This is a genomic window from Nocardia sp. NPDC051570 (assembly GCF_044454005.1).
In the GTDB taxonomy this organism is placed as follows: Bacteria; Actinomycetota; Actinomycetes; order Mycobacteriales; family Mycobacteriaceae; genus Nocardia.
Window position 1 is genome coordinate 367,297 of the sequence record NZ_JBITDI010000003.1, and the last position, 24,028, is coordinate 391,324.

Sequence of the window (24,028 nt, forward strand, 5' to 3'; positions counted from 1 at the left end):
GGAGCGCCGCGGATGGCAGACTCGGCTTTCATGAGTCCGGTGAGTCGAGGTCGTAAGAAGGACAACAAGCAGAACGGGCGGGAACCCTCGCCCGAGGCCGAGGTCGTGGAGGAGATCGGGCCCGACCATCCCGCGGTGCGGGAGATGCTCGACAACGTGGTGGCCACCCTCGGGGAGTTCGAGCGGGTGGACGATCCGGTGGACGGGGAGTATCTGGCCGCCTCGCTGCTGGCGGTCGGTTACGGCACCGGCGAGGAGGCCACCGAGGTATTCGCGCAGCTGTTCGTCGCCGAGGCCGAGGAGTTCGGGCAGCCGGGGGCGCTGGCCTTCCTGCGTTGTGTCGCGGCGCTGACGCCGGAACCGATCCGGTCGCTGGCGACCGAGGCGGCGGATCGCCTTGTGGCGGCCGGAGTTTCGGCGCCGTCGTGGGTGGGCGAACTCGGCGAGCCGACCACGGCGGGGGAGTACTTCCGCTGGTCGGAGGGCGACGGCGTGGGTGCGGTGTTGTACGGCAGCTTCCATCGGGCCGGTCGCACCGACGGCTTCCTGCTGTTCGTCGACGAGGAGGACTGCGGTTCGGTCAACGATCTCGCGCCGTTCGTCAGCGAAGAGGCCCTCGCCGAGGCACGCCGGATGACCAATGAGGAGGAGCCCGTCCCCGAGGCCCCGATTCCGGCCGGCGAATTCCGCTGGCGGGTCGAGGCGGCCCTGGGCGTGCGGGAATCCCATGACCGCGAGGTCATCGAACTGGGCATCGAACCCTCACAGCCCGAGGAGGACGATATCCCCTACGAGGTGACCGATGTGGTCCTGCGCGCCCGCCTGCGCGCGCTGCCGATGCCCGCGAAACCCCTTCCGGCGCACGTACATCCCGCGTAGCGGATGCCAGTGACGACGAACGGCGGCCGCCGAGGGTGGCCGCCGTCGTCGTCGGAATAGGGACGGACGTCTCCGGGTTCGCATGGAACATGACGACTCAGGGACTCGGTAAGTACGGCGTATGGGCTCATGCCTCGGCATTCACGCCGGAGGGCGTGCGCGAGCTGGAGGGTCTCGGGTACGGGGCGGTGTGGCTGGGCGGCTCGCCGGAGGCGGGTCTGTCCGTTGTCGACCCGCTGCTGGAGGCCACCGAGGCGCTGTCGGTCGGCACGAGCATCGTCAACATCTGGTCGGCCCCGGCCAAACAGGTCGCCGAATCGTTCCATCGGATCGAGGCGCGGTTCCCGGGTCGGTTCATCCTCGGCATCGGCGCCGGACATCCCGAAGCCACCGATGTCTATCGCAAGCCCTACGACGCGCTGGTCGAATACCTCGACGTGCTCGACGATGCGGGAGTGCCGAAGCAGCGGCGGGCGCTGGCCGCGCTCGGCCCGCGTGTGCTGGAGCTTGCCCGTGATCGCACCGCCGGGGCGTTGCCGTATCTCACCACCGCCGAACACACCCGCCAGGCCCGCGAAATCCTCGGTCCCGATGCGCTTCTGGTGGCGGAGCACAAGGTGCTCGTGGACACCGATCCGGTGCGGGCCCGGCTGACCGCGCGCCCGCGGGTCGAGTTCTATCTGAATCTGCGGAACTGCGTGTCGAACCTGAAGCGCCTCGGTTTCTCCGACACCGATGTCGCCCACCCCGGCAGCGACCACCTCATCGACGCGCTCGCCCTGCACGGCACGGTCGACCAGGTCGCCGACTCGCTCGTCGCGCATCTGGCCGCGGGTGCGGATCAGGTTGCCCTGCAGGTGGTTTCGGAGGACATCCTGGGCACTCTGCGCGCGCTCGCCCCCGCGCTGGCCGAGCGCGGCTGACTCAGGAGCGGACGAGGCGGGCGATGGCGTCGGTGGCCTCTTTGATCTTGGCCTCCGCCTCCGGTCCGCCCTTGACCGCGGCGTCGACCACGCAGTGGCTGATGTGATCCTCGAGCAGGCCCATCGCGACCGCCTGCAGCGCCTTGGTCATGGCCGAGACCTGGGTGAGGATATCGATGCAGTACTTTTCCTCCTCGACCATGCGCTGCAGGCCGCGGGCCTGGCCCTCGATCCGGCGCAGGCGCTTGAGGTAATCGTCCTTGGCCGTGATGTAGCCGTGGGTGGCGTGGTCATGGCAGGGCTGGCCGGCCGTGCTGATGGGGTCCTCGGTCACGAGTCTCCTGCCGTCGTTCCGATGATATACCCCCCTAGGGTACAACATGCTGGGCGGATTGTCAGAAAGGCTCCCGACCGTGATCCGCTCGGGCGCGGCGCGGGCCGGTAGGTGAGAATCGGGGCATGAGTTCGGTTCCCCGCCCCGCGCTGGCCATCATCGGTGGCAGCGGCTTCTACGACTTCTTCGGTGACGACGCGACCACCCTCGAGATCGATACGCCCTACGGCGCGCCGAGCGCGCCGATCACCGTCGGTGATGTCGACGGCCGGCAGGTGGCCTTCCTGCCCCGCCACGGGCGCAAGCACGAGTACTCGCCGCATACCGTGCCGTATCAGGCCAACATGTGGGCGCTGCGGTCGATCGGCGTGCGCCGGATCTTCGCGCCCTGCGCGGTCGGGAGCCTGCGCGCCGACTGGGGGCCGGGCACCGTCGCGGTGCCCGATCAGCTGGTGGACCGCACCTCCGGTCGCGCGCAGACCTACTTCGACAACGGCGGCATCCACGTCTCCTTCGCCGACCCCTATTGCGACGAGCTGCGTGCCGCGGCAACGGCTTCGGCGGTCGAGGAGCTGCCGCTGAAGCCGACCGCCACCATGGTCGTGGTCCAGGGCCCGCGCTTCTCCACGCGCGCGGAGAGCCGCTGGTTCGCCGGACAGGGCTGGGAACTGGTGAACATGACGGGCCATCCCGAGGCGGTTCTGGCTCGTGAACTCGAAATGTGCTATGCCGCAATCGCTCTGGTGACCGATCTGGATGCCGGACTGGAGTCGGGCGCGGGCGTCAGCGCCGCCTCGGTCTTCGCGGAGTTCGAGCGGAATCTGGTGCCGTTCAAGAAGCTCGTGCGCGGCTCGGTGGCGGCGGTCGAGGGGACCGAATCCTGCGAACGCTGCCGCGTTCACGCCGGTGTCGCGCTGCCGTTCGAACTACCCTGATTCGATGCGTGTGTTGCTGACCGGCGCGGCCGGATTCATCGGCTCGCATGTCCATCGCGCCCTACGCGCCGCGGGCCACGAGGTGGTGGCGATCGACGCGCTGCTCGCCGCCGTGTACGGCCCGGATATGCCCGCGCCGGAGGACGTTTCGGTGATCGACATCCGCGAACCGCAGGCGCTGGATCCGCTGCTGCGCGGGGTCGAGGTGGTCTGCCATCTCGCCGCGGCCGTTCCGCCGGGTTCGGCCTCCGTCGAGACCGTCACCGCGGCAATGCCTTCCGCGCCTCGGGAGGGCGAGGCTCGCCCGGGTGGGCTGGATCTGCAGGCCGGGCCGGTCTACGCGACACACAACGATCTGGGAACGGCCGTGCTGCTGGCCGCCATGGAGCGCGCCGGGGTGCGGCGGCTGGTGCTGGGATCATCGGTGTCGGTGTACGGCGAGGGCCGCTACCGGGGTGCGCGCGGCGGCGTGTACCTCCCGGTCATGCGCCGCCGCGCCGATCTGGATCGCGGCATGTTCGATCATCGCGCGCCGCGCACCGGCGAGATCCTGACCTGGGAGGCGGTCCTCGAGGACGCCGCCACTCGCCCCCGGACCGCCTATGCCGCAAGTAAATCGGCGCAGGAGAACTACGCGCTGGCCTGGGGGCTGGGCACCGGCGCGGCGGTGACGGTGCTGCGCTATCACCACGTCTACGGCGATCCGGTCGGCGAGAACGCCGCCGCGGCGGCGCATTCCGGCGTCGCGGCCCGGTTCCGCGCCGAACTCGCCGCGGGCCGTGCGCCGTTCGTCTTCGAGGACGGCGGCCAGGTCCGGGATTTCGTGCATGTGCGCGATGCGGCCGCCGCGACCCTCGCCGCGGTGGCGCATCCGCTGCCCGGTTTCGTACCGCTGAACATCGCCTCCGGACACCCGATCACGCTCTGGCAGGCGGCCTCGCTCATGTCGCGGGCGCGGCGCGGGCCCGAGCCCGTGGTCACCGGCAACTATCGGCTCACCGATGTCCGCCATATCGTCGCCCACCCCGAACGTGCCCGCGAGGCCCTCGGTTTCAGCGCCCGCATCGCCCCCGCGGAGGGCCTGGCCGAATACGCCACGGCCCACGCCCGCTAGTCCGGGCGCAATTCCATTCGGACGAGGGCGAATTCGGGCGGCGCGGCATCGGGCGGGCCGTAGGGCAGTGGGGACACCTCGGCGTCGACCGTCAGCCAGCCGCCGTCCTCGGCGACCAGGCGCAGACCCGCGACGGTGTGTGACGGGGATCCGGACAGAATATCGGTGCGTGCGGCCAGGATTCGGGCGCGATCGTCGGGATGCGGCATGGTCCGTTCGTCGGTGGCGCCGGACCAGCGCAGGCCGGGAACCGGCGTGCTGATCCAGCGGATCAACCGCACGTGGGCCGTGTCGACGACGGCCAGATACAGCCCCGGGTTGGCGTTGACCAGCGTGTCGACGGTGGTGGCCTCGAACGATTTGCCCTGCGGCGGAACGGTATCGGTGATGTCGAGGATCAGTCCGTGCCAGCGCCGCGGATCGGCGGTGATGTTGCGGGCGGCCAGCAGTCCGGTGCGCAGCCCGATCGGTGTGCGCACGCAGATATCGCCGTGCCAGCGCGAGCCGGGCACGGCGCGATTGATCGCGGCGGCCAGATCGAGGGCGCCGTCGAAACGTTCGACGTTGGTGAACATCTCGGCGCCGACCCAGACCGAGCGCTCCGGTTCGAAGGCCGGGCCCAGCCCCGCGGTACACATCTCGAAGCGGCGGGATCGGCCGTCGAGGACGAAGGGCGCCAGCCGCGGCCGCCGCGGCGGCTCATTCGCCTGGCCCACCCAGAAATGCAGGCCGTGTACGCGATCGCTCGGTCCCACAAGGGGTATCGCGTGCGCATGCCCGCGCGACCACGCGTGCCGGGAGCGCGGCAGCTCGCGTACGGTCGGCGCGCGCCGTTCGTAGGCCTCGACGACCATCGGCAGCAGTTGGGACGGCAGGGTCCGTGCCAGCGATTTCCATTGCCGCGGTGCGCTGCCCACCGCCAGCACGGAGGCGGCCTCGAGTCCGTCGAAGGTCTCGATCAGCAGCCAGTCACCGACCACCACCTCGTGCGCCCCCTCTCTCGAAATCGCCGGTACACCCGTTATAGCCAGCGAATATCGTGCACCATCGGTCTCGCGGCCGGGCATGAGGGTAGTCCTCACGGTCGGATCGCGGCCCGATTAGGCTCGCGCCATGGACAATCCGCTGCGGCTCGAGGTCATCGTCGCCAGCGTGCGGCCCGAGCGATTCGCGCCCGTGGTCGCCGACTGGTTCCTGCGCACCGCGCGTGCCGATCAGCGTTTCGACGTCGATGTCATCGATCTGGCGCACACTCCGCTGCCGACCGATCTGTCGATGACCCCGGAGGTCGGAGCCTATCGCGAACGCCTGTCCGCGGCGGACGCTTTCGTCGCGATCACCTCCGAATACAACCACGGCTATCCGGCCTCGCTGAAGACCGCGCTGGACACCGGCAAACGCGAATGGCGGGCCAAGCCGATCGGATTCGTCGGCTACGGCGGGCTGTCCGGCGGATTACGCGCGATCGAGCAGCTGCGGCAGGTGGTCGCCGAGATCCATATGGTCTCCCTCCGCGAGACCGTGAGCTTCCACGAGGCCAAGCGGCGCTTCGATGCCGATGGCAATACCCACGACGGCGCGGCCACCGATGCGGCCGTCCGCCTGCTGGGTCAATTGGCTTGGTGGGGTACGCATCTGCGCACCGCCCGCGCGGCCGAACCGTATCCCGGCTGAGAGCATGCCGGGAACTGAGGATGCCGCGATGCCGGGAACTGGGGATGCCGCGATGCCGGGAACTGGGGATGCCGCGATGCCGAGAACTGGGGATGCCGCGATGCCGGGAACTGGGGAGGTGGCTACTGGTGCGCCATGGCGCGGCGGCCGCGCGGGTGGCCGATGTAGGTCGTTTCGCGGGGGATCGAGACGATGTTGAGGTCGACCTGGGCCGTGCCGGTGCGTAGCACGACGTGATTGCCGTGGGCGCCGGGCTGCTGGATCGATAGATCGGGGCGGGTCGCGGGCCAGCTCCTCGGATCACCGGCCAGGAAGATCGTGGTGACACCGGCGTGTGGCGGGGGCCCCATCACCCCGTCGACGACGGCCGCGGTGAAATCGGCGTCGCTCTGGTGGGTTTCGACCGCCAGCGCCAGCCGCTGCGGATTGCCGACCGTGGTGACCAGCTGTTCCCAGGCCTGCGGGCGGTCGGTGCGCACCAGCACCCGCTCCCCGACGGCCAGCGCGCGAAACACCAACTGCTGGGCCAGATACAGCTCCCCGGAGACATAGACCGACGAAATGCCCTGTCCGACAAGGCGTACGGCCACACCATTGCCCTTGTCGTCGGAGCCGATCAGCTGACCGCAGCCCGAGGAGGGCAGCCGCAACGCGTCGATCGCCTCGGTCGGATACTCCGCCAGCGGCACCACCTTGTCGACACTCGGTGAGGCGATGGGGAAATGCGCGAGCAGACCCTGGCGGTGGCGTCCGGCCATCGACACCATATGCCTGCGCTTGGCCTTCTCCGGCAGCTCGCGTGCGGTCAGCCGCCAGGCGGCGCCGATGCGTACCGAATCGGCGGAGCTGCCCGGCCGCAGCCGCACCGCGACCGTCGTGCCGCGCGAGGGCGCGACCCAAAGCTGTGCCAGCAGTTCGGAATCCAGCTGCCGGGGATCGACCGCGGCGCCGATGTTCACGCTGTTGCCCAGCTCGGCGTAGCGCCACTTCTGGCCGATGCCGGTGCGCGGATCGACCCCGGCGCTGATCTGCCGGACGGCCGTGCGGATCTCGGGCGCGGTCAGCACGCGGGACGCGCAGTCGGCATCCTCGAGCGTGCGCACGATGCGCTGGGTGGCGATGGTGACCGCCCGCGAGGCGCCCTCGGTGCCGCCGCCGCGGCGATCGGCCGCATCCGGGCAGGCCAACGCGTCGAAGCCGATCGCCAGCCAGACCGTGCGATGGGCCGTCGCGGGCAGCGGGCCCAGCAGCGATTCGTAGATCGGGCCCGCGGGCGTACCGGAGCGACTGCGGTGGCCGTGGCTGATGATGTCGATGCCGCTGAGCAGAATGTCGTGCTGGCTCAGGCATTGCGCCAGCTCGGGCAGCGGCAGCAGATGCGAGGCGTGTACGGCGCTGCGGTCGATGCGGGTCAGCCCGCCCTTGGGCGGCAGCACCTCGACCACGGCGACGACCCGGCTGCCCTCCCAGTACAGGCCGAGCGATCGTCCGTCCGGGCCGCGGAAGTCCACGGTATTGCCGATCTCGTAGTCGCCGCGCGTCCAATAGCGCCAGATCGTGGCGATCCAATCGGCGACGGTCCGCTTGGCCAGGGGAATCAACAGCACCAGCCCCGCGCCGACCGCGGCGGCCAACGCGTACCACCACTTCACGTGCACGGCCAGCACGATCAGACCGACGATCAGGCCCAGCAGCTGTGCCGCCAGCAGATTCGGCAGCGAGATCCGTCCAAACAACGGGCTGCTGTCGGTCCCGCCTGCTCCGGCCATCGTCGTCCCCCAAGTACCCGGTATCGGCCTGTTGTCGGTGGCCGAGCTGAACGTCGGTCCTGCTGAACTGTACTGTGTTCTGCGAACGCGAGCACTTGTCGGGGGAGGACACATGCCTTCAAAGCCCACCACTCGCTGGCAGATCAGCGGGTACCGCTTTCTGGTCCGGCGGATGGAGCATGCCCTGGTGCGGCGGGATGTGCGCATGCTGCACGACCCGATGCGCTCGCAATCGCGCGCCTATACCGCGGGCATCGTGCTGGGCGTCGTCGCGCTCGCCGGCTGCGGTGTGCTGGCGCTGCTGCGCCCGCAGGGTTCGATCGGCGATAACAAGATCCTGGTCGGTAAGGATTCCGGCGCGGTCTACGCGGTGATCGACGGCGTCGTGCATCCGGCGATGAATCTCGCCTCGGCCCGCCTGGCGACCGGTGAACCGGCGAAACCGGTGTCCATCAAGGAATCCGAGCTGTCGAAGAAGCCGTTGGGCGCGCTGATCGGCATTCCGGGCGCTCCGGCATCGATGAACTTCGACACCGGCGGCAAGGGCCGGGCGTGGACCATCTGCGATGAGCTGCGCAACGACGGCAGCAATGCCGTCACCACGACCGTCGTCGCGGGGGATCTGTCACTGGGGGACAAGGCGTCCGCGGCGGGGCACGGTAAGGCGCTGCTGGTGCAGGGGCGCGATTCGGCCTATCTGATCTACGACAATCGGCGCGCGCGGGTGAATCTCACCGATCCGGCGGTACTGGACTCATTGAAGATCCGCGGCATCGCGCCGCGTCCGATCAGCGAGGGGTTGCTGAACTCCATTCCGGAGGTGCTGGAGATCAAGCCGCCCAAGATCGATGATCCGGGCGGGTTCCCGGCGGGCTACACCCTCGGCAATCACCGCATCGGCGATGTGGTGCATGTGGCCACCAAGGACGAGTACTTCGTGCTGCTGCGCGACGGCATTCAGCAGATCTCGCCGATGACCGCGGATATCATCCGCTACTCCAACCCGTCGACGAGCCGGGATCAGGAGGTCGGTCAGTACGAGACCTCGCAGGGTGGCCCGCCGCATATCAATGTCCTTCAGGTGGCGAACTATCCGGATACCGCGCCGGCCATCATCGATGCCAGGGATCAGTCGGTCGACTGCCTGTCCTGGAAGCCGCTGTCGGGCGCGACCGATAAGTCCGACGGCAGCAAGCGCGCCGAACTGTCCCTGATCACCGGGCGTTCGCTGCCCATTCCCGATGGCACGCAACCGGTTCGGCTCGCGCAGGCCGATGGCCCGGGCCAGGTGGTGAGCGCCTTCTACAAGACGCCCGGCGCCGGTGTCTTCGTGCAGACCACGGGCATCGAGCCCGACAGTCAGCGCCGGGACGCGATGTTCTACGTCTCCGATACCGGTGTCCGCTACGGTATCAAGAACGCCGACGCCGCCAAGGCGCTGGGTATGGATCCCGACCACGCGAAACCGGAACCGGCGCCCTATCCGATCGTCGGACTGCTCGCCCCCGGCCCGTCGCTGGGCCGCGAGGAGGCCATGGTCGCCCACGACGGCGTCGCGCCCGACGCGAATCCGGCCAAGCAGCTGGTGAAGCCCAAAGACACTCAGCCACAACAGAACTGATCAGGCGGCCGGAGTCGTTCGGGGAAGGGCGCTTTCGCCGGTGCCGAAGCGGATTCCCTTGGCCTCCTTGCCGATCAGGGTGAGCAGGCTGACCGCGAGCAGCACCGGCACGATGGTGACCGCCAGCGCGAACGGGTAGCCGTGGCTCTCGGCCAGGCGCTCCTGGATCGGCAGATTCAGCGAGGCCAGCAGATTGCCCAGCTGATAGGTGACGCCCGGATAGAAGCCGCGGATGGCGTCGGGCGACATCTCGGTCAGATGGGCAGGCACGACGCCCCAGGCGCCCTGCACGACGATCTGCATCAGGAATGATCCGAGGCACAGCATGGCCGCGGCATGGGAATAGGCGAACAGCGGCACGATCGGCAGGCCGAGCAGCGCGCAGAAGACGATGGTGTAGCGGCGTCCGTAGCGCTGGGACAGGGTGCCGAAGACCAGGCCGCCGATGATCGCGCCGATGTTGTACACGATCGCGATCCATTTCGCGGCCGCCGTCGACAGTCCGGCCCCGCCGTGATCGGTCGCGGACAGGAAGGTCGGATACACGTCCTGGGTGCCGTGGCTCATCCAGTTGAAGGCGGTCATCAACAGCACCAGATAGACGAACCGCCGCACCACCATCGGATTGGTCACGATGGCGCGCAACGAGGTTCGGGTGACCCGCATCCGCTCCCGCGACCGCTCCCACACCTCCGATTCGCCGACCCGGGTGCGGAGGATGAGGATGATCAGGGCCGGGATGATCGACAGTCCGAACAGCCAGCGCCACGACAACCCCAGCCAGTTCATCGCCAGTAGTGAGGCGAGCGAGGCCAGCAGATAGCCGAACGAATAGCCCTCCTGCAGCAGTCCGGAGAAGAAGCCGCGGCGTTCGACGGGGATCTTCTCCAGGGCCAGCGCGGCGCCCAGACCCCATTCACCGCCCATACCGATGCCGTACAGCAGCCGAAGGACCAGCAGCACAGTGAAATTCGGCGCGAAGGCGCAGGCGAATCCGATGACCGAATAGAAGGCGACATCGGCCATCAGCGGGATGCGCCGCCCGACCCGGTCGGCCCACAGCCCGAACAGCAGCGCGCCGACCGGTCGCATGATGAGGGTGGCCGTGGTGAGGAAGGCGACGTCCGCCTTGGGCATATCGAAACTCTTCGCGATATCGGCGTAGACGAACACCACGAGGAAGAAGTCGAAGGCGTCCATCGTCCAGCCGAGCTGCGCCGCGAGGAAGGCATTGCGTTGATCGGCGTTGAGCCGCTGTCGTGGTGCTCGTGACATGATGGCTCCCGCTCGAACGTCGCTGCCTTACGCATTCTGCGCCGAACTTCGCGTACGCGTGGCGGATCGGTGGGGCCGGGCCTAATCGTGTTCGCGCACACCGAATCTGCGGCGGAGGGGGAACGAGGCGAGGTAGCCCAGGACCAGCAGCACCGCGATGACGGCGGTGCCGATCAGCGCCACATCGCGCGAGGTGTGATCGGGCGGCGTCGGGGTCGCGGGCACCGGAAGCTGCATCGAGCGTCCGACGATCGAGCTCGGCCGCTTCTCCAGCACCGTCTTCGGATCGATGGTGTGGGTCAGCGCCGCCATGGGATCGATGACGCCGAAGCCCTCCAACGGATTCCAGCCCTCCGGTGGTCGATGCGCGGTCGCCTCGATGCGCTTGATCACCTCCGGTGCGGACAGTTCGGGGAAGCGGGCGCGCACGAGCGCGGCCAGGCCGGATACATAGGGTGCGGCGAAGCTGGTGCCGCGCAGCGGGTTCGGGCCGTTGCGGCCGACCGTGGCATTGGCCAGGCCGGCGCCGTTCGGATCGAGGGAGACGATCTGCTCACCCGGTGCGGCGACCCCGACCCACGGGCCGGGCACGGTGAACTCCGAGGGCTGACCGTTGAGATTCACCGAACCGACGGCCAGGACGTACTTGTCGTACCAGGCGGGGGTGACCGCGACGGCCAGGTTGTTCCACAGATCGGCGGTCGGATTGATCGGGTCGATGCCCGGATTGCCCTGGCACTGCTGGGTTCCGCCGCCGCCCTGCGGATCGGCGTTGCCGGCGGCGGCGACGATCACGACATCCTTGACCTCGGCGGCGTACTGCACGGCCGCGCCGAGGGAGGCGTCGTTGAGAGTGGCGGGGCCGCAGGCGACCTCGCTGATGTTGATGATCCGCGCGCCCATATCCGCCGCATGCCGCACGGCCGCGGCCAGCGTCGTCGTCTTGCCCACGCCGCCACCGTTTTTGGGATCGTTCGGATCGACCTGGGTGTTCTTGTACCGGTAGAGCTCGGAGGTCTGGCGGATCGAGATGATCCGCGCGTCCGGCGCCACGCCCGCGAAACCGTCCCGGTCCGAGGGCTGCGCGGCGATCAGGCCCGCGACGATCGTGCCGTGGACGTCGCAGTCCTCGGTGCCGTCACTGGTTCCCACGTAATCGCCGCCGCCGATCAGATCATGCAGTCGCGGATGCCGGGCCACGCCGGTGTCGATGATCGCGACCGTCTGCCCCGCGCCGCGGCTGAACTGCCAGGCATCGGTGATGCCCAGGAACTGTTGTGCGGGAGGATGTCCGGGAGAGCTGATCGATTGCGTTCCGGTGCAGGGATTGCCGGTGGGTTCGGTCGGCTCCGGCGAGGACGGATTGCCGTCGGCGGGCAGCGCGCCCGGATTGATCGGCGGCGGACCGCCCGCGACCGCGGCGGGCGTGCCGATCACCGCGGACAGGCCCGTCACGGCCGCCGTCACTGTGACGGCGGTGGTCCGGCGAACGAATGTGCGCGTGTTCATGGCGAACTCAGAGCGAGCGAACGAGTGTGTACAGCTCGGCCACCCAGAACACCAGCGGCACGACCGCGGCGACGAAGGCGTATTCGAGCAGTTCCACCGCGCGCCGCATCGGGGGAGTGGCCTGCTGATTGGGCACGATGATGCCGAGCACCAGCCCCCCGACCAGCATCACCATGGCCGCGCCGAAGACGGCCAGTGGCTGGTTCAGGGTGAAGGCCGCGCCGACCATCATGATCAGCACGATGGCCGCGCCGCCGGTGATCAGCACGATGGCCTGTTCCGCACCGGCGTAGGTGCGGCTGCGGAACATCAGCACGATCGCGCACACCAGCGCCAGCGCGATGCCGGGCCAGTACGGGCTCGACGCCCGCGGATCGGTGGCGGCCAGCGCCCCGACCGCGGTCACGATCGCGGTGGCGGTGACCAGTCCGGCCAGATACATCCGGGCGCGTTCGGATTTCGCGCGCAGCACCTCCATCGCCGGCAGGGCCCGATGGTCGTCGGGATCGTCCTCGGTCGGATCGATCGGGGTGCCCGGCGCCGGCACGGGCGGCAGGGGCAGCTGCGCCAGCAGCATCGAGGCCCGCGGCGCGAGCGACAGCGCGCCGAGCCCCAGCGCGGCGGCGACCGCGCCGATGGCCTTGTTCGGCTGGGAGGTCAGCAGGCCCACGAGGCTCGCCGGAACCGCGAAGATCGCCAGCGTGGTCGCGCCGATGAACAGCGCCAGGCCCACGCCGCTGACCCGCCAGGCGAGCACCGCGGTCGCGCCGACGAGCACCGAGCCGAGCAGCAGATTCGCCCAGCCGTAGTGATCGGGCACGATCAACATGCCCGCGGCGAATGCCGTCGGCAGCGCGCAGCCGCCCAGCACCAGCGCGGTCGCTCGATCGCCGTACATGCGGCTGAGTACCGTGCCCGCGATGACGAGCAGGATCGTGATCACCGCGGCCACCGAGCCGGGAATCCAGCCGGGTAACGCGTCCGGTGCGGCCAGCAGGCCCGTACAGCCGACGAGCATGGTCAGCACGGCGATGATCGAACCGGTGATCCGCGCGATCCGCGGCGACCAGGTGCGGAAATGGTCGGCGTCGGCGATCGCGACGTTGTACATGATGTCGTCGAAAAGCGGTGCGGGCGCGACATGGTCGGCGCTTTCGAGCATGAGCAGCTCGCCGTCGCGCACACCGTGCTGGCCGAGGCTCAGAGAACTGGAGAAGGGCGGTTGACCGATCCGCGCCAGCACCCATTCGGCCGGCTCGAATTGTTCGCCGGTATTGTCGAATTCGTTGGTGCGACTGTGCTGGGCGACCATATCGACGACGCTCGGAATGACAAGTGCCACCGACACATCCACGGGAATGGCCATATCGACCTGGGTGTGTTTGGCAAGAATGGTGACCCGCGCTAGGTCCGGCGCCCGGACGATTCCGCGGCTCGCATCTTCCTCGATGTGCTCCAGTCGCGCGTGCGTCACGCTTCCCCCAACCTCATCTCTACCTCGTGTTTCCGCGGCCGGACCGGTTTGCGGTCGCGCGGTTCATCCGTGCAGAATGCTGCCCGAACTGTACGACATGTCGGCAGGGCCCTCTACACTGAGGCCGCAGTACAGTCGCCGAAGGGGGATCTTGCGTCGATGAGCACCGTCCGGTTCCAGCGTCGCCAGCGCCGGGAGGTTCCGCGCTCTCCGGGTGGTGAGGTGACGCTGCAGCCGCCTCCGGAGATCCCCCGGGCGATACCAGGCAGCTTGTTCGGCAAACTCATGCCGGTCGTGATGGTCGTCGGCATGGTCGGCATGATGGCGCTCATGTTCACCCGCGGTGGGGGCATCGCCTCCAATCCGATGAGCATGATGTTCCCGATGATGATGGTCTTCTCGATGGTCGGCATGTTCGCCGGCCAGGGCGGGAAGGGTCAGAAGGCGGCCGAGGCCAACGAGGATCGCAAGGACTATCTGCGCTACCTCGACCAGGTCCGCAGGGATGTCGACGAGACCGCCTCGCAGCAGCGAACCGCGGTCGAATGGAGCCATCCCGAGCCCGGCCTGATCTGGATGCTCGCGGGCACCAGCCGCATGTGGGAGCGGCGCCCCGGCGATAAGGACTTCTGCCACGCGCGCATCGGCCTCGGCGGCCAGCGGCTCGCGACACGGCTGGTCGCGCCCGAGACCGGTCCGGTCGAGGAATTGGAGCCGATCGCCGCGGTCTCGCTGCGCCGATTCGTGCGCACCCATTCCACCGTGCCCGATCTGCCGACCGCGATCGCGGTGAAGGGTTTCGCGACCATCCAGCTCAACGGCGACCGCGCTCAGGCCCGCGATATGACGCGCGCGATGCTGTTGCAGCTGTGCATGTTCCAGGCCCCGGACCAGGTGCTGGTCGCGGTGGTGTGCGGCGCGGACACCTCGCGCGAGTGGGAGTGGACCAAATGGCTGCCGCATAATCAGCATCCGGAGGCGCAGGACGGCGTCGGCGCCGAGCGCATGGTCTACGGCTCGATCCGCGACATGACCACCGGACTGAGTCCGCTGCTGCACAATCGGGTTCGCTACTCCCGTAATCAGCCCGCCAACCAGAATCTTGTGCATATCGTCATCGTCGTCGACGGTGGTCTGCTCGAGGCCGAAGAGGATTACCTGCGGGAGTCCGGCTTCGAAGGCGTCACCATCGTCGACCTGTGCAATTACGCTCCGCGGCTGGCGGTTTCGCGCGGTATCCAGATGGTGGTGGAGAACGGCGAATGCGTCGGCCGCGGCGCCACCGGCAATATGGAGCGCTTCGCTCTGATCGACCGGATCAGCGAGCGCGCGGCCGAGCAGGTGGCCCGGCGGCTCGCGCCGTTCCGGGTGGCCGTGCAGCGCGGCGGCGATGCGACCGCTGAGGAGTCCGAGGCCATCTCCTCTTGGTCGCAGCTGGTCGGCCTGGGCGATATCGGCGCGTTCAATCCGGAGACCGGCTGGACCCCGCGCTACGGCCGCGACCGGCTGCGGGTGCCGTTCGGCGTCGGGGCCGACGGCCTGCCGGTCTATCTGGACATCAAGGAGGCCGCCGAGAAGGGTATGGGCCCGCACGGCCTGTGCGTGGGCGCCACCGGTTCCGGTAAGTCGGAATTCCTGCGCACCCTGGTACTTTCGCTGTTGGCGACGCATTCGCCGGATCAGCTGAACCTGGTACTGGTCGACTTCAAGGGCGGCGCCACCTTCCTCGGGTTGGAGGGCGTGCCGCATGTCGCGGCGGTCATCACCAACCTCGAGGAGGAAGCCGACCTCGTCGCCCGTATGCACGACGCCCTGGCCGGTGAGATGAATCGCCGTCAGAATCAACTGCGCCAATACGGCAACTTCAAGAACGTCACCGAATACGAGGAGGCCCGGGCCGCCGGCGCCGATCTCGATCCGATGCCCGCGTTGTTCGTGGTAATCGACGAGTTCTCCGAACTACTCGGCGCACATCCCGATTTCGCCGATCTGTTCGTCCAGATCGGTCGCCTGGGCCGGTCGCTGCACGTGCATCTGCTGCTGGCGTCGCAGCGCCTGGAGGAGGGGCGGCTCAAGGGCCTGGAGTCCCACCTGTCCTACCGGATCGGCCTGAAGACCTTCAACGCCAACGAATCTCGCCAGGTGCTCGGCGTGCCCGACGCCTACAATCTGCCGGGTAATCCCGGCGGCGGCTATCTGAAGACCGATACCGGCGAGATCATCCGCTTCCAGGCGTCCTACGTCTCCGGTCCGTATGTCGGCGGCGGTTCGCAGCGCGAGGTCACCCAGGCGGGCATCGTCGGCGGTGAGATCGATGTCAACGCACGGCAATTCAGCGCGAATACCGTCTCCTTCCGCCCGAGTGACCGCGTTCCGGTGCCCCAGCAGTCCATGGTCGTCGAGGCCTCGGAGGAGGGCGATAAGACCACGAATCTGGAGATGCTGGTCTCGCGTATCCGCGGCCAGGGGCGCGAGGCGCACATGATCTGGCTGCCGCCGCTGGACAAGCCGTCGACACTGGATTCCCATCTGCCGCGCTCAATCCTCACCGGGGAGCACAATCCGGTGGCGACCCTCATCGCCCCGATCGGTGATGTCGACAAGCCGTACGAGCAGCGCCGCGAGGCCCTGTCGGTCGATCTGTCGGGCGCCCGCGGCAACGTCGCGGTGGTCGGCGGCCCGCAGTCCGGTAAGTCCACCGCGCTGCGCACCTTGATCATGGCGATGGCGCTGACCCATACCGCCGAGCAGGTGCAGTTCTACTGCCTCGATTTCGGTGGTGGCACCTTGGCGAGCCTCGAGGGCCTGCCGCATGTGGGTTCGGTGGCCGGACGTCTGGACCGCGACAAGGTGAGCCGGACGATTCAGGAGGTCACCGCCGTCCTGCGCCAGCGCGAGATGCGGTTCCGGCAGCTGGGCATCGAATCGATGGTGGAATTCCGGCGGCTGCGGGCGATGGATCCGTCGAGCAGCCCCGCCGCGGCCGGCGTCCAGGAGGATCCGTTCGGCGATGTGTTCCTGGTGATCGACGGCTACAACAGCATCCGGCAGGATTTCGACACCCACGAGCAAGCGATCATGAACCTCGGCGTGCAGGGCCTGTCCTACGGCGTGCACGTGGCTGTGACGCTGTCGCGCTGGGCCGATGCCCGGCCCGCGCTCAAGGATCAGATCGGCACCCGCGTCGAGCTGCGGCTCGGCGATCCGATGGATTCCGATCTGGGCCGCAAGAATGCCGCGCTGGTGCCGACCGGCCGCCCGGGCCGCGGTATGACCCCGGAATGCCTGCACATGCTGACCACCCTTCCCCGAGTGGACGGCGATTCCGATCCGACCACGCTGAGCCGGGGCGTGGCCAATGCCGTCGAGGCGATCGCGCGGGCGACGCCGGGACGCCACGCGCCTGCCGTGCGCATGCTGCCCGCACTGCTGCCGCGCGATCAGCTGCTGCATCACCTCGGCGGCTGGCTGGCCGGGCTCAATCCGCAGGCCAAATGCCTGCAGATCCCGATCGGTTTGAACGAGGCCGAACTCGCCCCGGTCTTCCTCAATCTGGTCGAGCATCCGCATATGCTCATCTTCGGCGACGGCGAATGCGGTAAGACCAACCTGCTGCGCGGGCTGATCCGGGGCATCGTCGAGACGAATACCCCGGAGAACGCCAAGCTCATCATCGGCGACTATCGCCGCGGCCTGCTCGGCGTCGTGGAGGGCAGGCATGTCGCCGGTTACGCGCCGTCGTCGCAGACGCTCGAGGCGATGATGGCCGAATTGGTGACCATCCTGCGCCAGCGCATGCCGGGCCCGGATGTGACCCAGCAGCAGCTGAAGGATCGTTCGTGGTGGTCGGGCCCGGAGATCTACGTGATCATCGACGACTACGACCTGGTCGTCACCTCACAGGGCAATCCCGTGTCCATTCTCACCGAGTACCTGGCGCAGGCCAAGGACATCGGTTTCCATCTGATCATCGCGCGGCGATCCGGTGGCGCCTCCCGGGCGATGTTCGAGCCGCTGATCTCGCGGATGAAGGATGTCAACGCCGCGGGTCTGATCATGAGCGGCAGCCGGGACGAGGGAGCGTTGCTCAGTACCGTCAAACCGAGCGAAATGCCCCCGGGCCGCGGCGTGATGGTCAGCCGTGCCGGAAATCACCTCATTCAAACCGCATGGGCCGCGCCGTCATGACCGCCCTGGCGATTTCGCCGCGGAGATGGCACCCTCAGACCAGATCGAACGTCGGTCGGCGTGAGAGGGGGGACTGTCAGTACATCCGATAGGGAACCACCGACGCGGTCGTTGCGTCCAAGGGGATAGAAGAACTCGACCTAATTCCTCACTGCGTGTAGCGGTGGGCGATCCGAAGGAGTCACCAGATGCCGTTCCATGCCGAAGCCGCGGAGCTGCAGAGTTTCGTCAACGAGATGAAGCAGAAGCACGACACGATCATGGGAATGATCAAGAACTCGTCGATGCATGCGCAGTCGCTGCAAGGTCCCGCTTTCCAGGGTGCCGCCGGACAGGCTTTCCAGTCCACGTTCGATCACTTCCTGGGCGCGGCCAACAAGATGAACGACGCTCTGATGCGTAACGCCGAGAACCTGAACACTGCCGGTCAGAAGTATGCGGATCTCGAGGAGCAGAACCTGGGCAATCTGCGTGCCGTCGGCGGCACGCTGAACATGTCCTGATTCCGGCTATCCACAGTATTGCGATACCAAACTTCCCGGAGGAATTCCAATGTCTGATTTCGGTACCATTTCCTACGACTTCGGTGCCATCGACGATGCCGGTTCGGGTCTGAAGACCGAGGCGATGAACATCGTTTCCGCGCTGGAGGAGATGGAGAAGAAGTTCCAGACCTTCGTCAGCTCGCACTGGACCGGTAGCCAAGGCGCGGAGGCGTTCACGCAGGTTCAGGGCAACTGGCGTCAGCAGTCGGACGAGCTGATGACGACGCTCGCTCAGCTCGGCACCAAGACCGTGGACGCTGGCCAGGGTATGCAGGGCACCGATGTCCTGGCCGCCAAGATGCTCCTCGGCTAGTCGATCACCCCGTCGTTCGGCCGCACCTCGAATCGAGGTGCGGCCGAACGCATGTCAGCGGCTTCGTGGCGTATTTACCGACATCGAGCTGATTCAGATCGATGACCCGATCGCCGACGGCCGGGTCGGGGGCGTCCGAACCGCATGCGACCGCGAGGCTCAGCAATGTGGTCAGACCGGCCGTCAGCAGCAGTCGAATCACAGGCTGCACGCCCTCCCCCTCCTCGCGTCGGTCTCGCGGCATACTACTTCAGCCGCTCGCGACCTTCGGGTTCAGTTCTCGGGCACGGTCATTCGGGGAAGAACGCCGGATCCGGTTGACAGGTCGCATCGGTCGCGGGAAAGGCGCCGGTGGCCAGATACGCATTGGTGATGTCATTGAGACAGGGACTCAGGCCGACGCGGAAGGTGCCGTGAATCCTGGTGTCGGCCAGGGTGATCATGCGCGAGGCGGGCAGATCGCGGTGCAGGGCCTGCGCCTCCTGATAGGCGGTGCGAGTGTCGTTGGTGGACTGCAGGATCAGGACGCGGGTGGGATTGCCGATGGTGGTGGGCGGCTCGACCGGATCGGGCCAGAAGGCGCAGGCGGTGATGTTGTTGGCGAAGGCGCCGAAGACCGGCTGACTGGGCCGGGCGCGTTCGATATTGGCGTAGTACCAGGCCGGGTCGCGCGGGGCGGCCTTGTCGCCACACATGACCGCGGCCATCCCCGAGGCCTGGACCGGGACGGCCGCGCTGATCTTGGACTTCAGCCGATCCATATCGAGCGGCAGGCCGGAGACGCCATCGGCGATCATCCGGACCACCTCGGCGAGGTCGGCATCGAGCTGCGGATTGAGCAGCAGGGCCAGCAGCATCATCGGGACGGTGTGCTCGTCGACGAGGTAGCCGCTGCCGACGACGGGATGGCCCGCGGCCCGGTGCACGACATCCTCGACGAAGGCGCGCACCTGCGGGCCGGTGGTGCCGAAGTGGTAGTCGGCATCGTGGCGCGCGGCCCAGTTCGCCCAATCGTCCAGGCCCGCCTCGTTGGCCGGACCCATATCCTGAAACATGCCCAGCCAGTAGCGATCCGGATCGACGGCACTGTCGAGCACGATGCGATCGCTGCGCTCGGGGAACATCTGCGTGTACACCGAGCCGAGATAGGTTCCGTAGGACGCGCCGTAGTAGTTGAGCGTGGGCTCGCCGAGGACGGAGCGTATGGCGTCCATATCGCGCGCGGTGTTGCGGGTCGTGGTGTAGCGGGCCTTCTCCGGATCGGGAGCGACACACGAACTCGCCAGTGCGGCGGCCAATGTGGTGTCACGGGCATAGCCGAACAGATCGAAGCCCGCCGAGAACAGCATGGTCGGCAGTGGCAGCGCGCAATTCACCGGATCGGATCGGCCGATGCCGCGCGGATCCATGCCGATCAGATCGTATTCGGCCCGCACCTCGGGGGACAGGACCTTACCGACGCCGACCATCATCTCCAGGCCGGGCCCGCCGGGCCCACCGGGATTGGACAGCAGGATGCCGCGCCGCCGACTCGGATCGGTCGCGGGAATGCGGGAGATCGCCACGGTGACCCTGCGTCCGTCCGGCCGGGAATAGTCCAGCGGCACAACGACTCCCGCGCACTGCGCCCCCGCGTCGTCGAGAATCGGGTCGCCACAGGGCTGCCACTGCAGGCTCTGATGCGCGAACCAGGGTCCGGTATCGGCCGTCGCCACCGGCGCCCCGCCCGCAAGCCCGGCGGCCACCACCACCCCGATCACAGATCGACGTACCCACCCGAGCGGCATCAACGAATCTCCTGTCCGCGACCGTCCTCGGCGAAAAGCGTACCGGGGCCAGGAAGGAGGTGCGGGCGTATCGGGGACGTTCGGGCGCGCTCAGTGTTTCGGAGGGTGGAATTGCCAGAGCAGGTCGCCGCCGCGGCGGGTGTGGGCGCGGTGGATGAGCGCATGGAGGCGGCGTTCGCCGCCGAGTGCGCCGAGGTGCGTTCGGTATTCGGCCAGGGCGCGGAATTGGGTGGCCTCGTGGTTCGGGGTGACCGCTACGGCGCCGACGGTCCACTGGTCCGGATGGATGCGCAGGCCGAGTGCGGTGGCGGGGTTCGGGCCGCCGATCAGTAAGGACAGTGCCGCCATTCGGCAGCCGAGGCCGACCCCCGCCCAGCCGGGGGCGTCACGAAAATCGAAGCGCCGCAATCGGGCCACGGGATGGCGGCGTCGGCAGCGTTCGGACAGCGCGGCGAAATCCTCGTAGAACAGCAGCCGCCGCGACGGCGCGGCGCCGAGTGCCGCGACAGCGACCAGCACGTGATCGATCTGATTGCCGATCCCCAAGGGCGCCAGTACGATCGCGTCCGAGTCCAGCGCCTCCTCGATCGCCTGGCGGACCACCGCGACCTCCGGACAGGACGCGATATCGGCGGGCGGATGGAACGCGCCGAACGACCCGAGCGGCGGCGGTTCCCGGAAGAGCCGCTCGAACAGTCCGAGCCGCTGCGACCGCGCGCCGAGCACCTGCAGGGCGCGATCGTCCTCCGCGCGCCGAACGACGTAGTCGGCGAAGGCTTCTCGACGCCCGGAATGGCGGGCGTCGTCGCGGGCCGCGCTGAATACGGTCAGAACCTCGACCGGCTGGCCGAATTCGACCCGGGCGGCGATCAGCGCGCCGACGGTGAGTACGGCGTCGTCGAAATGCGGTGACACGACGACCATGCGGTCGGCGGCCCCGAATGCGTCCGCCACCTGCGACGGACCGGTCATAGGCAACTCCTCCTCACCGCGCGGGAGCTGCCCTCATCACATGCCGTCCGCGCCGTGAGCCTCCTCACCGTACCGACGCGCCCGAATCCGCTCAATGGATTCGGCCGCGCGTATCGTCGACCGGTGAGGTTTGTTCCGCGCCTGGCGCTGTTCCTGGCGATTCCGGCCCTGCTGTTCGCGGCGCCGTGGTGGCTGCTCGTCTACACCGCGACCAGCGGACCGTTGCTGTGGATCGGCTCGGCGATATTCCTGCTCGGATACGCCTGCCTGCCGGTCACGATGCTGCTCGGTCACGGGCGGACACAGTCCGATGCCGCGGCCGTCGTGGGCGATGCTCTGCTCGGCATCGGCTGGGTGCTGTTCACCTGGTCGGTGCTCGGCGCGCTCGCGCGGGCGGTGCTGATCGTGGCCGGGGTCTCCGATCCGCTGCGGTCGCGGGTGGTCGCGATCACGGTGCTCGTGATCGCCGCGGCGCTGATCGGCTGGGGAGCGGTGGAGGCGCGGCGGGTGCCCCGGATCCGGAATGTGACGGTGCCGATCGCCGGCCTGGGCGCCGGATTCGACGGGCTGCGCCTGGTGGTGATCACCGACACCCATTACGGTCCGTTGAACCGGTTGCGCTGGTCGGAGCGGATGGTCGCGGCGGTGAACGCACAGGACCCCGAGATCGTCTGTCATGCGGGCGATCTCGCGGACGGTTCGGTGGCGCGGCGGCGGGCGCAGGTCGATCCGCTCGGCAAGGTCGAGGCCGCACTGGGCCGGTTCTACATCACCGGCAACCACGAGTACTACGGCGACGCACCCGGCTGGATCGAGCATATGGCCGGGCTCGGCTGGCAGCCGCTGCACAACGAGCATCGCGTTCTCGAGCGCGGCGGCGACCGCCTGGTGATCGCGGGCATCGACGATCCGACCGGCGTGGCACTGCCCGGCCACGGCCCCGATCTGCCCGCCGCGCTGTCCGGTGCGGCGGGTCTGCCCGTCGTGCTGCTGGCCCATCAGCCCAAGCAGATCGCCGATTCGGTGAAAGCCGGTGTCGCCCTGCAGATCTCGGGTCACACCCACGGCGGTCAGATCTGGCCGTTCCACTATCTGGTCCGCCTCGACCAGCCCGTCGTGGCGGGCCTGTCCCGGCACGGATCCACCCATCTCTACACCAGCCGCGGCACCGGCTTCTGGGGTCCGCCGCTGCGCGTCTTCGCGCCGAGCGAGATCACCGTTCTGACACTGCGGGCCTGATCACTCGGTGAGCTCGAGCCCGCGCAGGAATCCGTCGCAGACGGGTGCGAGCGCGGGCCGGGTATCGGCGGTGGATTGGCAGCCGATGCTGGCCTGGGTGGTGTCGTCGGCGATGACCTGCCAGCGGACCGTCGTTCCGTCGCTGGGGAATTCGTCGTAAGCCAGCGCCCGGCGGCCGCCGATCGCGGGGGCGGGATGCAGCGGGCCGAAGGTTCCGGCGGGGCGCTGGCGGATCTGGGCCTCGAGGGCCGTGGCCACATCGTCGAGGGTGGTGCCGGGGGACAGTGTCTTCTGGATCACCGTGATGCGCTGGTGGGCGGCGACTGTCGGTGTCAGATCGATGCGGCCGTCGGATTGGCCGGTGATCTGCCAGCCCGCCGGGATGTGGATCCGCACGCGGCCGATCTCGCGCACCTCGGGTTCGGCGGCGGTTGTCACGGCGGGTGGGACAGCGGGAGTCGCCGACGTCGGGACCGATGCCGTGGGCGAGGAATTATGGTGCAGCACGGCAACACTCACGCCCGCGGCGACGACCACCGCGACCGCGACAGCGCCCACGGCGAGGAGGATGCGGTGCGGGCGCTGCGGGCGGACGGCCTCGGCGCGCTCGCGCAGCGAACCGACCCATTCGGTCGACGGCGGTGCCGGTGGCGTGGGATTCGATATCGGCGAGCGCACGCTCCGGATCAGCTCGGCTCCCGCGATGGTGCGGACATCGACGGGGAATCCGCACTGCCGGGAAATGGCCTCCCGCAACGTCTCCAGTAGTCCTTCTTCCGAAACTCCCAGTGCCACAAGATAGTTCGGAGTTCGACCGGCGAGCAGCCGGGCCACCACCGCGGCCACCGCATCCGGTGCCCGCCCCTCGGCGATATCGGCCGCGCCCACGGTCGGCTCGTGTTCGCACGCCTCGATCCAGCTCTGCTGTCCGGACCGGCCGACCAGGGTCACCGTCGTCGACAGCGGGGACAGCTCCAGCACCGCGATGCGTTGTTGCTGACCGATGCTCGCATTCAGCGCGGCCGCGCGCAGCGCGAGGGGTTCGACCGTGACCTCGGCGGCCAGCCGTCGCCCCGCGGCCTCGACCGCGTGGCGCCGCCGCATCCCCCATTCGGAGGGGGTGACGACGGTCAGCCGATCGCACGGTCCGGACAGGCGCAGATTCGTCAGCACCGCACCGAAGATCGTGGCCAGCGCGTCGGTGGTGGTCGGCAGTGCGGGGCCGAACGCGATCCGATCGGCCGCGGCCAGCCGCACCACCGAGACGGCCGGATTCTGCGGCACCAGCGGCTCACCGACCACGAATCCCGCGCGGTCGCTGGTCGGCACGATCGAGGGCGGGGCGTCCCAATGGGTCGCCGCACTGCGTGCCCACAGCCGGGTATCGGTCAGGGCCACTTCGACTGTCGACATCAGCGCGATGCTACCCACCGACCGGCTGCCTTAACCTGTTCCTGTGCTGAGGACCGTGCGGCTG

The 24,028-nt window shown here is 68.4% G+C and carries 20 protein-coding genes; 10 read left to right on the forward strand and 10 right to left on the reverse strand.

The genetic code is table 11. The features are described 5' to 3' along the window. Positions 1–30 precede the first annotated feature (30 nt). Positions 31–879 carry a hypothetical protein gene (locus tag ACIA76_RS08590; RefSeq protein ID WP_397150050.1) on the forward strand — a complete coding sequence of 283 codons (849 nt, stop codon included), beginning with the start codon at positions 31–33 and terminating at the stop codon, positions 877–879. Between the two features lie 89 nt (positions 880–968). Continuing rightward, entirely contained in the window at positions 969–1,802 is an 834-nt protein-coding gene (locus ACIA76_RS08595; RefSeq protein WP_397150052.1) for an LLM class F420-dependent oxidoreductase, read from the forward strand. 1 nt (position 1,803) lies between these two features. Here the strand turns inward: ACIA76_RS08595 and ACIA76_RS08600 are convergent, their stop codons facing one another. After that, on the reverse strand, positions 1,804–2,136 hold the full coding sequence (locus ACIA76_RS08600) for a metal-sensitive transcriptional regulator (RefSeq protein ID WP_397150054.1): 333 nt from the start codon (positions 2,134–2,136) through the stop codon (positions 1,804–1,806). A 125-nt stretch (positions 2,137–2,261) separates the two neighbouring features. On the opposite strand from ACIA76_RS08600, the gene ACIA76_RS08605 reads away from it, so the two are divergent. Then, the gene (locus ACIA76_RS08605) at positions 2,262–3,071 is read left to right on the forward strand and encodes an S-methyl-5'-thioadenosine phosphorylase (protein WP_397150056.1); all 810 of its coding nucleotides are present in this window, start codon (positions 2,262–2,264) and stop codon (positions 3,069–3,071) included. A gap of 4 nt (positions 3,072–3,075) precedes the next feature. Continuing rightward, positions 3,076–4,185 (forward strand): NAD-dependent epimerase/dehydratase family protein, encoded by a 1,110-nt coding sequence (locus ACIA76_RS08610; RefSeq protein WP_397150058.1) that lies wholly within the window; start codon positions 3,076–3,078, stop codon positions 4,183–4,185. Here the strand turns inward: ACIA76_RS08610 and ACIA76_RS08615 are convergent. After that, entirely contained in the window at positions 4,182–5,168 is a 987-nt protein-coding gene (locus ACIA76_RS08615) for a GAF domain-containing protein (RefSeq protein WP_397150060.1), read from the reverse strand. The two genes, ACIA76_RS08610 and ACIA76_RS08615, sit on opposite strands and share 4 nt — an antisense overlap. 130 nt (positions 5,169–5,298) lie before the next feature. Between ACIA76_RS08615 and ACIA76_RS08620 the strand changes: the two genes are divergently transcribed. Continuing rightward, a complete protein-coding gene (locus ACIA76_RS08620) occupies positions 5,299–5,859 on the forward strand; it encodes an NADPH-dependent FMN reductase (RefSeq protein WP_397150062.1) in 561 nt (186 codons plus the stop codon). A 122-nt stretch (positions 5,860–5,981) separates the two neighbouring features. On the opposite strand, the gene eccE is transcribed toward ACIA76_RS08620, so the two are convergent. Next, positions 5,982–7,628: a type VII secretion protein EccE gene (eccE, locus tag ACIA76_RS08625; RefSeq protein ID WP_397150064.1), complete on the reverse strand. Its 1,647-nt coding sequence runs from the start codon at positions 7,626–7,628 to the stop codon at positions 5,982–5,984. Between the two features lie 112 nt (positions 7,629–7,740). On the opposite strand from eccE, the gene eccB reads away from it, so the two are divergent. Further along, on the forward strand, positions 7,741–9,249 hold the full coding sequence (gene eccB, locus ACIA76_RS08630; protein WP_397150066.1) for a type VII secretion protein EccB: 1,509 nt from the start codon (positions 7,741–7,743) through the stop codon (positions 9,247–9,249). Here eccB and ACIA76_RS08635 read toward each other — a convergent pair whose 3' ends face one another. From ACIA76_RS08635 to eccD, 3 genes are all read right to left on the reverse strand, one after another. Next, a complete protein-coding gene (locus ACIA76_RS08635) occupies positions 9,250–10,524 on the reverse strand; it encodes an MFS transporter (RefSeq protein ID WP_397150068.1) in 1,275 nt (424 codons plus the stop codon). An 81-nt stretch (positions 10,525–10,605) separates the two neighbouring features. Continuing rightward, complete coding sequence (gene mycP, locus ACIA76_RS08640; RefSeq protein ID WP_397150071.1) at positions 10,606–12,033, reverse strand: type VII secretion-associated serine protease mycosin; 1,428 nt, start codon at positions 12,031–12,033, stop codon at positions 10,606–10,608. 7 nt (positions 12,034–12,040) lie between these two features. After that, positions 12,041–13,507, reverse strand: a complete 1,467-nt coding sequence (gene eccD, locus ACIA76_RS08645) for a type VII secretion integral membrane protein EccD (RefSeq protein WP_397150073.1) — start codon at positions 13,505–13,507, stop codon at positions 12,041–12,043. 159 nt (positions 13,508–13,666) lie between these two features. Between eccD and eccCa the strand changes: the two genes are divergently transcribed. The 3 genes from eccCa to ACIA76_RS08660 all read left to right on the forward strand — a co-directional run bounded on the left by eccCa (position 13,667) and on the right by ACIA76_RS08660 (position 18,553). Then, positions 13,667–17,695 carry a type VII secretion protein EccCa gene (gene eccCa / locus ACIA76_RS08650; protein WP_397150075.1) on the forward strand — a complete coding sequence of 1,343 codons (4,029 nt, stop codon included), beginning with the start codon at positions 13,667–13,669 and terminating at the stop codon, positions 17,693–17,695. 188 nt (positions 17,696–17,883) lie between these two features. Further along, positions 17,884–18,198, forward strand: a complete 315-nt coding sequence (locus ACIA76_RS08655; RefSeq protein ID WP_397150077.1) for a WXG100 family type VII secretion target — start codon at positions 17,884–17,886, stop codon at positions 18,196–18,198. A 49-nt stretch (positions 18,199–18,247) separates the two neighbouring features. Beyond that, entirely contained in the window at positions 18,248–18,553 is a 306-nt protein-coding gene (locus tag ACIA76_RS08660; RefSeq protein WP_397150079.1) for a WXG100 family type VII secretion target, read from the forward strand. A 4-nt stretch (positions 18,554–18,557) separates the two neighbouring features. Here the strand turns inward: ACIA76_RS08660 and ACIA76_RS08665 are convergent, their stop codons facing one another. The 3 genes from ACIA76_RS08665 to ACIA76_RS08675 all read right to left on the reverse strand — a co-directional run bounded on the left by ACIA76_RS08665 (position 18,558) and on the right by ACIA76_RS08675 (position 21,312). After that, positions 18,558–18,764, reverse strand: a complete 207-nt coding sequence (locus ACIA76_RS08665) for a hypothetical protein (protein WP_397150081.1) — start codon at positions 18,762–18,764, stop codon at positions 18,558–18,560. A gap of 79 nt (positions 18,765–18,843) precedes the next feature. Continuing rightward, positions 18,844–20,340, reverse strand: a complete 1,497-nt coding sequence (locus tag ACIA76_RS08670; RefSeq protein ID WP_397150084.1) for an alpha/beta fold hydrolase — start codon at positions 20,338–20,340, stop codon at positions 18,844–18,846. A gap of 90 nt (positions 20,341–20,430) precedes the next feature. After that, positions 20,431–21,312 carry a PIG-L deacetylase family protein gene (locus ACIA76_RS08675; protein WP_397150086.1) on the reverse strand — a complete coding sequence of 294 codons (882 nt, stop codon included), beginning with the start codon at positions 21,310–21,312 and terminating at the stop codon, positions 20,431–20,433. 123 nt (positions 21,313–21,435) lie between these two features. Here ACIA76_RS08675 and ACIA76_RS08680 point away from each other — a divergent pair, with 123 nt between their 5' ends. Further along, positions 21,436–22,551 carry a metallophosphoesterase gene (locus ACIA76_RS08680; protein WP_397150088.1) on the forward strand — a complete coding sequence of 372 codons (1,116 nt, stop codon included), beginning with the start codon at positions 21,436–21,438 and terminating at the stop codon, positions 22,549–22,551. Here the strand turns inward: ACIA76_RS08680 and ACIA76_RS08685 are convergent, their stop codons facing one another. After that, positions 22,552–23,964, reverse strand: coding sequence for a type VII secretion-associated protein (locus ACIA76_RS08685; RefSeq protein ID WP_397150090.1), 1,413 nt, complete (start codon positions 23,962–23,964; stop codon positions 22,552–22,554). Positions 23,965–24,028: the final 64 nt, after the last annotated feature.

Excerpts from the sequence above, each read along its gene's own strand:
- mycP (WP_397150071.1), bottom strand. The coding sequence starts at position 12,033 with ATGAACACGCGCACATTCGTTCGCCGGACCACCGCCGTCACAGTGACG.
- ACIA76_RS08610 (WP_397150058.1), top strand. The coding sequence starts at position 3,076 with ATGCGTGTGTTGCTGACCGGCGCGGCCGGATTCATCGGCTCGCATGTC.
- ACIA76_RS08595 (WP_397150052.1), top strand. The coding sequence starts at position 969 with ATGACGACTCAGGGACTCGGTAAGTACGGCGTATGGGCTCATGCCTCG.
- ACIA76_RS08670 (WP_397150084.1), bottom strand. The coding sequence starts at position 20,340 with ATGCCGCTCGGGTGGGTACGTCGATCTGTGATCGGGGTGGTGGTGGCC.
- ACIA76_RS08660 (WP_397150079.1), top strand. The coding sequence starts at position 18,248 with ATGTCTGATTTCGGTACCATTTCCTACGACTTCGGTGCCATCGACGAT.
- eccB (WP_397150066.1), top strand. The coding sequence starts at position 7,741 with ATGCCTTCAAAGCCCACCACTCGCTGGCAGATCAGCGGGTACCGCTTT.
- eccCa (WP_397150075.1), top strand. The coding sequence starts at position 13,667 with ATGAGCACCGTCCGGTTCCAGCGTCGCCAGCGCCGGGAGGTTCCGCGC.
- ACIA76_RS08620 (WP_397150062.1), top strand. The coding sequence starts at position 5,299 with ATGGACAATCCGCTGCGGCTCGAGGTCATCGTCGCCAGCGTGCGGCCC.
- eccE (WP_397150064.1), bottom strand. The coding sequence starts at position 7,628 with ATGGCCGGAGCAGGCGGGACCGACAGCAGCCCGTTGTTTGGACGGATC.
- ACIA76_RS08655 (WP_397150077.1), top strand. The coding sequence starts at position 17,884 with ATGCCGTTCCATGCCGAAGCCGCGGAGCTGCAGAGTTTCGTCAACGAG.
- ACIA76_RS08590 (WP_397150050.1), top strand. The coding sequence starts at position 31 with ATGAGTCCGGTGAGTCGAGGTCGTAAGAAGGACAACAAGCAGAACGGG.
- ACIA76_RS08635 (WP_397150068.1), bottom strand. The coding sequence starts at position 10,524 with ATGTCACGAGCACCACGACAGCGGCTCAACGCCGATCAACGCAATGCC.
- ACIA76_RS08675 (WP_397150086.1), bottom strand. The coding sequence starts at position 21,312 with ATGACCGGTCCGTCGCAGGTGGCGGACGCATTCGGGGCCGCCGACCGC.
- ACIA76_RS08685 (WP_397150090.1), bottom strand. The coding sequence starts at position 23,964 with ATGTCGACAGTCGAAGTGGCCCTGACCGATACCCGGCTGTGGGCACGC.
- ACIA76_RS08605 (WP_397150056.1), top strand. The coding sequence starts at position 2,262 with ATGAGTTCGGTTCCCCGCCCCGCGCTGGCCATCATCGGTGGCAGCGGC.